Raw genomic sequence first — 6,995 nt, 5'->3', positions numbered from 1 at the left:
CCCTCGCGCAAGCGTCCGCGGCCAGCCAGCAGCGGCAGCGCGAATACGCCGAGCAGCCGGGACAAGCTGCGGTACACAAAATAAGCGGCCAGAAACAGTATTCCATACCGCATGAGCGGAAGATCCCGTAATCCGGTGATGAACGTATACCAAGCCTGCTGCCAAACGTTCAAATCGCTGACGGGTACCCTTATGCCGACATTGACGAGCCACTGCTCGGCGACCGGCGTCAGCGCCCTTGCGGTACGCGCGGCCAGCAGCAGAGACACCACCGTCCAGAAGCTCTCCCAAACAAAAATGAAGAGGTGCTTCGCGGATCCCGACGCACCTCTGCTCATGCCCTGAATCAACGATACTGCAAGTATAAGGATGACGACCCATGCAACAGGCTCCGCATATGCCGACAAACGGCCCCATTCCATCCTCGTTCCTCCTCTGACGTCCGATGGAAAACCGGCGCCCGAGCGACGCCGGTTTCTTCGGCGGTTCTATTTTGAAACGTCTAGCCGTTGCTTTTCGCCGTTGCGATCAGCGACCGGATCGCCTCGCCAATCTTCCATTTACCGAGCGTTACGCCTCTGAAAGAAACCGAAACTTCATCTTCCCCCTGCTTGCCCTTAAGCTCCAGATTGTCGGTTGTCACCGTATACGAGCCGTCGCCGTTGTCCGTGAACGCCGCCTGAGACGCTTCGCCGGCCATCGCGTTTACCGCTTCCTGCTTAACCCTGTCCGTAACCTGCGAACCGATCGACTTCACGGTATCCATGTTCAAATCTTGCAGTGTATAGCCACTGTAGAATAACACGCCGACAATAATAAGGGCGACGATGGCCCACTTCATAACCGTTTTGACTACGCGTATGACAATCAGCAGCACGACAAGCGCCAGAACCAGCACCAGCCAGCGCTCCTGCAGGAATGCCTTCCATGTCTCGATATCATAATTCAGAAATAGATCCAACAACGCCATCTCCCCTATTATACCTTGCGGCCCCAGGCCACACCAAACATTATACCTTACCCGCCATGCGCGCGTAAACGGCTGATGGACGGGCCGAGACATATCCCGTCCCTTGGTTACGTACAAGTAGAAGTAGAGCAATTAACGCCGGACGGGAGAGTGAATGCATGAAAACGGCCATATGGTTGTACCTGTTTTCCTTCATTGCCGTATTTGACCTGCATGCCCAATATCCGATACTTACGCCGTTCGCCGTGTCGCTGGGCGCCGCCCCCTCGTTCATCGGCCTGATGATGGGCATGTATTCGATCACCCATCTGCCCGGCAATCTGATTGCAGGCTACAGCGTGGACCGATTCGGAAGCCGGCCGTTCATCGTGCTCAGCCTGCTGCTCGCCGGGGGTGTCCTGCTGCTGCAATCGCGTGTAACCGATCCTTGGCAGCTGCTCGCGCTCCGCTCCGTCAGCGGCTTCGTGCTGGCCTTTCTTTCTCCGGCGTGCATGGCGCTGCTTGCGAGGATTACCGCCGACCAAGTGGGGCAAGGCAAGCTCATGGCGGGCAACGGACTTGTCCATACCCTCGCTTCCGTCGTATCTCCGGCAGCCGGGGCGCTGCTCGTCGCGCGAATCGGCTTCGAGCAGGCGTTCTACGTGCTCGGCTGGATTCTGATCGCTACCGCAGCCTGCGCCCTCGCCTTCATCCGGGATATCAAGAAACAATCGGTCGAAGCGGCGAAAACCGCTGAAGGACCGCCCGCGCCGGCGACAGGCCCGATGCCATGGCTTGTCTATGCGCTCCCGGTTGCGATGGCCTGCGCGCAAGGGATCTTATCCTTTGAGCTCCCGCTCATGGCGCATGATGACGAAGGCATCCTCACAACAGGCATCCTGTTTTCCGTTATAAGCCTGGGCGCTCTCTTCACCCTTAGCCTGCTGTTTCTCAACCGCTACTCCCCCTATGCGCGCACGCTGACGGGCGCGTTCTTCCTGTCGCTGACCTTTTTCGCCGTCGCTATCCGCGTGCCGCTGCCGCTGGAGGCGCTGCTGCTGCTGATCGGCATGGCCAAGGGCATCATTTATCCTGCCTTGTCCTCCCTGCTCATCCAGCTGAGCGGCGGCGTCCGTTACGGACGCACGTTCTCCATCCTGTCCGTCGCTTTCTCGGTCGGCGCTTTTCTCGGCCCGATGCTCGCCGGTATGGTCCGCGACTTTCTGTCCCCTTATTTCATCGGATTCGCGGTGCTGATGCTCGCCGTCTGCGTCCTGCCGCTGCACCGGATACCGGGGCATTCCGCCTCTCCGCCCGCCCCGATTGCCTGACAAACGGATATGATAAGAACAGGCCCGCCATGCGGGCCTGTTCGCCGTTGTTTCGACATTTCCCGGGAAATGGGTACAATGTAAGTACGGGAGGGATGCATGATGGAGGCCGCGATTATCGTGGAAGGCAAAAGCGATCGGAGCAGACTGCGGCGGCTCGTAACGCCCGAGGTGGAAATATTGTGCACCTACGGAACGCCCGGATCGCTGCAGATGGATAAACTGAGCAAGCAAGTCGGCCGGCGCCATGTCTACATTTTCACTGACAACGACGCCTCCGGCAAGCGGATTCGCGGCATGCTGCGGGATGCCTTTCCAGATGCCGACCATATCTACACGCGAAGGGGATATCCGGGCGTAGAGGGAACCCCTGACGAATATTTAATCCAGCAGCTGGAAAAAGCAGGGCTTGAAGAGTATCTCATTTATCCTGAGCCCGCGCCGTCCATTGAACGTTGGACCAAAGAGGACGGATTGTTGTAATCCGTTACATTCACATCTGAACATTCAACATATAAATGACGACCGTAACGGTCACGACACTCAGAACGGTCGATACGAACACCGCTTGTGAAGCGAATTCCGCCTCGTTATCGAACTCCACCGCCAGCAGAACGCTGCTGAGCGAGGTCGGCACGGCGGACGATAGGATCAGTGCAGCGGCGGTCAACTCGTCGAAGCGGATGATCGGCGTGAGAGCAAGTATAATGAGCCACGCCAAGGCGGGGCCGGCCAGCAGCCGCAAGCAGACGGAAAAGCCGACGTCGGCGGCCAGCGAACGGCTGATGCGCCAGCTCATGCTGCCCAGCTGGACGCCAAGCGTGATGAGCGCGGTTCCGATGAAGGCGGAAGCCAGGTAGCCGACCGGCGTATACAGCGAATTCGGAAGCGGGATTTCTAACCCGCGCATCGCAAAGGCCAACGGAATGACATAGATGGAAGGCATCGATACTATAATGCGCCGTATCGCCTTCCAATCCGCTTTATGGGCGTTCACATTGTATACCCCATAAGTGTTGGGGACCAGATTTTGCACCATCATGACCAGCACTTGAACCGAAAGGGTAAACGGATTTCCCGCAAATACGAGCTGGTTCAGCGGAATCCCGTAATTGGCGCTGTTGTAAAAAAGGACGCTGTTGCGCATGGCGGCCTTCATCCCGCCGCCATAACCCCGGGCGCGTATGACAAGCTCAACCGCCGCGAATTGAACCGCCATAAACAGCGCAATAAACAGCATAACCTGACCGAATGCGGAAACCGAGATCGGCGTCTCATAGATCAGCTGGAACATGATCGCGGGAGAAAACAAATAGAAGTTCAGCTTCGACAAGGTTTTGATGTCCAAAGAAAAAGCCCGCTGCAAAATGACGCCGACGGCAATCATCACGGACAGCGGGAGCACGTTGTTCAGTAAAATTTGAAAAAATATCGTCATATTGCCGCGATCGCTTCCTTTTACGGGAAATGTAGATCCTCCCAAGCATAGACAACGGGGCTTCTCCCCCTATCTTTAGGGCAGCCAGGCGCCGTCCCCGGTCGTGTTCACGATCATCACGAGAAAAACGACCATCAAGTAGTTAACCGAGATGAGAAAGTTGGTCTTCGCCCACTGCTCGTCGTTCCGCGCGCCCATGCCTTTCAGCGTGTGCCACGCCCAGAACAGGCCGCCGAGCACGGAGATTGCCAGGAAAACAAGACCGGTATAGCCGTAGGCATACATCAAAATGCCGACGGGCAGCAGCAGCACGACATACGGAATCATCTGAAGCTTCGTACGGTGGATGCCTTTCACGACAGGCAGCAGCGGAAAGCCGGCGGCGCGGTATTCCTCCACCCGGCGGATCGCAAGCGACCAGAAATGCGCAGGCTGCCACAGGAACAGCAGTGCGAACAGCAGCCAGGCGCCGGCATCGATCTCCTGCGTGACGGAGCAGTAGCCGATGACCGGAGGCATCGCCCCCGAAACGCCGCCGATCGAAGTGCTCCAGGTGGACGAGCGCTTCAGCCACATCGTATAGATCACGATGTAGACGAACATGCCGAGCAAGCCAAGCCATCCGACAAGCGGACCGACGGCCAGAAACAATACCAGTTCGCCCAGAATACCGAGAACAATGCCGTATCCGAGCACAAAACCGGGGCCCAATCGTCCAGACGGCAGCGCACGGTCCTTCGTGCGATCCATCTTCGTGTCGAGCTCCCGGTCCCAATAATTGTTGATAACGCAAGACGACGCCATCGTCAATGCGGAGCCGATCAGCATCCAAACCAGCAGAAGCCAATCGATTTCCCACTTCGACGCTACCCAAAAGCCGCCGAAGGCCGCAATCAGATTGAGGCGAATGATCCGCGGTTTCGTCAAATTCAATAAATCTTTTAGCACAGCGGGCCTCCCAAAGTCGGACGCCGGGGTATGTTCGCCCCCTTAAGCCCGTGAATCGTACTTAATCATACCGAAAAAACAAACCGTTGACAATGTTCGCGCCCTTACGTTCATTAAATTGACAAGGAACCAAATACACTTATCGACAATATGATGTCATGTGGTTACGCCCATGGGCGGGAATCCGTGAGGCATGAGAAAGGAAGTGAAAGACGATAATATGGCGGTTATCAAGACAAACACGGAGCATAATCGGGTTCTGGCCCGCCTTATGCGGGCGGAAGCGGAAGGCGAGGGCCCGCTCGGCATGCTGATGGTCGGCAACGTAGGGGTCAACCGGGTTCGCGGCAATTGCTTGGACTTCAAGAACATCCGCACCATTCCGCAAATGGTCTATCAGCGGCCCGGCGGCTTTGAGGCGACACAAAAGGGGTATTTTTACCAACGGGCGCGCAACAAGGACCTTCGTCTGGCCCGGCGCGTGGTCAACGGCGAGCGGCAGCATCCGGCATCCCATGCGTTGTGGTTTTTTCGTCCCGCCGGCGGTTGTCCGCCCACCTGGTGGAATCAGCGCAATACCGGACGGTTTAAAAAGCACTGCTTCTACGCCCCGAGAGCCGCCGACTGTCCGAGCGTCTATTAAGGAGGAACATTAAAAATGAACATGCTGAGCAACCTATTCGGCAGCCTGGGGGCCTATCCGGGAGGATCCTGTCCGGGAGGAGCCTATCCCGGAGGCGCCGTCGGCTCGTATCCATATGGGGGCATGCCCTCCGCTTATCCGGGCACTATGCCGGGCGCTTATACGTCCTATCCCGGTCCAATCGGCACTCCGATGTCGCCAGCCATGCCGCCGGGTGTCCCCAGCGGCTCGTATGTAACGCCGACCGGCGGCAACATTGTGACGCTGCCCGCAGTCGAGGAATCTTATGTGGAGAACATCGTCCGGCTCAACCGCGGTAAACTCGCAACCGTCTATATGACGTTCGAGAACAACTCGCAATGGAACGCCAAAGTGTTCCGGGGCCTCATCGAAGCGGCCGGACGCGACCATATCATTCTCAGCGATCCGGTTACGGGCATGCGTTATCTGCTGCTGACCGTCAATCTCGATTACATCACGTTCGATCAGCCGATCGTATATGAATATCCGTTCCAGGGAGGCGTCGTTACGAACACCACCCCTGCGGCCCGCGGCCAGGGTATAACCGGCTCGGGCACCGGCTCCTAAACGGCCCGGAACGTCCAGGCATGCACCTTATCTCTGCCGCCGGGCACATAATCGAACATTTCCGACCCGAAAGAACGCTCTGCGCAGCGTTCTTCTTTTTTGCGTTCGGCTTCGGATTCGCCAGCCGCCTCCCATATTTCAACAAACAACCCGGGCTGATCGGTGCCTTCATATATAATCAAGCCCGTTTCTCGTTTCTTTGCCTTTTCCGCCCATGTCAGGAATGATTTGCGGTGCTCCGGCTCGATCCGATACTCAACAAACAGCTTGTACATCGATTGCGTCACCCCTGATCGCCGCCGGTTCGCCGGACAGGCGACAAATATGCTCGCTATGCTCTGCAGCCATTATAACACGACAAAGAAATGACTGCCGCGAGACGGCTTGCGCCATTTGACGCCGTACTCCTATTCGGGCACAATGAAAGAACGGAAGCGCCCGGAGGCACGATCAGCTCCCGGCGGGCGTGACGCCCTGCGCTCGCGCGGCGGAACCGCGTTGCGCCACGCAGGAAAAAGAAGCCCGGGATGCTCCGGGCTTCCGGTAGGTATACTTAGAATTGACGGTTGGCACCGGACAATTGTTGTTCCGCCATTTGCACAAGCCGTCTCGTAATGTAACCCCCGAGGGAACCGGCATCGCGTGTCGCGATATTGCCGTAGTAACCGTCCTGCGGAATTTGAACGCCAAGCTCTTGCGCCGCTTCATATTTGATTTGTTCCAGCGCTTGTCTTGCCTGCGGTACGACCAGAACGTTTCTGCTGCTGCTGCGGTTACGGCCACCCATGTGAATTCTCCTTTCGTCCTCTAAGCTGTAGTGGTTTTGCAAGCTTGCAAACTTATTATGCGCCGCTTTCCCCATAATATCCGGAGAGTCGCCTTAATTGAAAAATAATTTATGAAGGAGTATTCGCCGTGTCCAAAAAAATGTCTCTGCTGTTCGCAGTCGTCTCCGTCCTGCTCATGATCGCAACCGCCGTTTCCATCAGCTATAGCGGGTGGATCGCCGTGCTGTTTCTGCTTCTGACCCTGACCAGCATCGCCTCCGGCTTCATCTATAAAGCGCGTTTGCGGAGAATGAAATAACGGCGGCGCCTT

Annotated in this window: 10 protein-coding genes and 1 pseudogene; 5 read left to right on the top strand and 6 right to left on the bottom strand. The window is 56.9% G+C overall.

Going from position 1 to position 6,995, the window contains the following annotated elements; genetic code table 11:
- Positions 1-422: pseudogene (locus BG52_RS15890) on the bottom strand (transglutaminase domain-containing protein); the annotation flags it as partial.
- 80 nt (positions 423-502) lie between these two features.
- Positions 503-970: a hypothetical protein gene (locus BG52_RS02470; RefSeq protein WP_036582773.1), complete on the bottom strand. Its 468-nt coding sequence runs from the start codon at positions 968-970 to the stop codon at positions 503-505.
- A 158-nt stretch (positions 971-1,128) separates the two neighbouring features.
- Between BG52_RS02470 and BG52_RS02465 the strand changes: the two genes are divergently transcribed.
- Positions 1,129-2,280: an MFS transporter gene (locus BG52_RS02465; RefSeq protein WP_036582775.1), complete on the top strand. Its 1,152-nt coding sequence runs from the start codon at positions 1,129-1,131 to the stop codon at positions 2,278-2,280.
- 102 nt (positions 2,281-2,382) lie between these two features.
- Positions 2,383-2,763 (top strand): toprim domain-containing protein, encoded by a 381-nt coding sequence (locus tag BG52_RS02460; RefSeq protein ID WP_036582778.1) that lies wholly within the window; start codon positions 2,383-2,385, stop codon positions 2,761-2,763.
- Between the two features lie 10 nt (positions 2,764-2,773).
- Here BG52_RS02460 and BG52_RS02455 read toward each other — a convergent pair whose 3' ends face one another.
- Together BG52_RS02455 and cyoE are read right to left on the bottom strand one after the other, a co-directional pair.
- A complete protein-coding gene (locus BG52_RS02455; protein WP_036582781.1) occupies positions 2,774-3,718 on the bottom strand; it encodes an AEC family transporter in 945 nt (314 codons plus the stop codon).
- Between the two features lie 75 nt (positions 3,719-3,793).
- The gene (gene cyoE / locus BG52_RS02450) at positions 3,794-4,666 is read right to left on the bottom strand and encodes a heme o synthase (RefSeq protein ID WP_036582786.1); all 873 of its coding nucleotides are present in this window, start codon (positions 4,664-4,666) and stop codon (positions 3,794-3,796) included.
- Positions 4,667-4,886: 220 nt separating this feature from the next.
- On the opposite strand from cyoE, the gene BG52_RS02445 reads away from it, so the two are divergent.
- Both BG52_RS02445 and gerQ read left to right on the top strand, forming a co-directional pair.
- A complete protein-coding gene (locus BG52_RS02445) occupies positions 4,887-5,309 on the top strand; it encodes a cell wall hydrolase (RefSeq protein WP_036582831.1) in 423 nt (140 codons plus the stop codon).
- Positions 5,310-5,324: 15 nt separating this feature from the next.
- A complete protein-coding gene (gene gerQ / locus BG52_RS02440; RefSeq protein ID WP_449578273.1) occupies positions 5,325-5,897 on the top strand; it encodes a spore coat protein GerQ in 573 nt (190 codons plus the stop codon).
- Here the strand turns inward: gerQ and BG52_RS02435 are convergent.
- Both BG52_RS02435 and BG52_RS02430 read right to left on the bottom strand, forming a co-directional pair.
- A complete protein-coding gene (locus BG52_RS02435; protein WP_223298899.1) occupies positions 5,894-6,184 on the bottom strand; it encodes a hypothetical protein in 291 nt (96 codons plus the stop codon). The genes gerQ and BG52_RS02435 overlap by 4 nt on opposite strands.
- A 266-nt stretch (positions 6,185-6,450) precedes the next feature.
- Positions 6,451-6,684: an alpha/beta-type small acid-soluble spore protein gene (locus BG52_RS02430; protein WP_036582794.1), complete on the bottom strand. Its 234-nt coding sequence runs from the start codon at positions 6,682-6,684 to the stop codon at positions 6,451-6,453.
- A 128-nt stretch (positions 6,685-6,812) separates the two neighbouring features.
- On the opposite strand from BG52_RS02430, the gene BG52_RS15885 reads away from it, so the two are divergent.
- Entirely contained in the window at positions 6,813-6,983 is a 171-nt protein-coding gene (locus tag BG52_RS15885; RefSeq protein WP_190287442.1) for a hypothetical protein, read from the top strand.
- Positions 6,984-6,995 lie beyond the last annotated feature (12 nt).

Origin of the sequence: Paenibacillus darwinianus (assembly GCF_000598065.1) — a bacterium.
Lineage (GTDB): Bacteria > Bacillota > Bacilli > Paenibacillales > Paenibacillaceae > Paenibacillus_I > Paenibacillus_I darwinianus.
Note: the sequence above shows the minus strand (reverse complement) of the source record. Positions and strands in the feature narration are given on the sequence as shown.

Bases quoted from the DNA above. Each gene is read 5' to 3' on its own strand.
- BG52_RS02460 (WP_036582778.1), top strand. From the start codon at position 2,383: ATGGAGGCCGCGATTATCGTGGAAGGCAAAAGCGATCGGAGCAGACTG.
- gerQ (WP_449578273.1), top strand. From the start codon at position 5,325: ATGAACATGCTGAGCAACCTATTCGGCAGCCTGGGGGCCTATCCGGGA.
- BG52_RS02455 (WP_036582781.1), bottom strand. From the start codon at position 3,718: ATGACGATATTTTTTCAAATTTTACTGAACAACGTGCTCCCGCTGTCC.
- BG52_RS02430 (WP_036582794.1), bottom strand. From the start codon at position 6,684: ATGGGTGGCCGTAACCGCAGCAGCAGCAGAAACGTTCTGGTCGTACCG.
- BG52_RS02445 (WP_036582831.1), top strand. From the start codon at position 4,887: ATGGCGGTTATCAAGACAAACACGGAGCATAATCGGGTTCTGGCCCGC.
- BG52_RS02470 (WP_036582773.1), bottom strand. From the start codon at position 970: ATGGCGTTGTTGGATCTATTTCTGAATTATGATATCGAGACATGGAAG.
- BG52_RS02465 (WP_036582775.1), top strand. From the start codon at position 1,129: ATGAAAACGGCCATATGGTTGTACCTGTTTTCCTTCATTGCCGTATTT.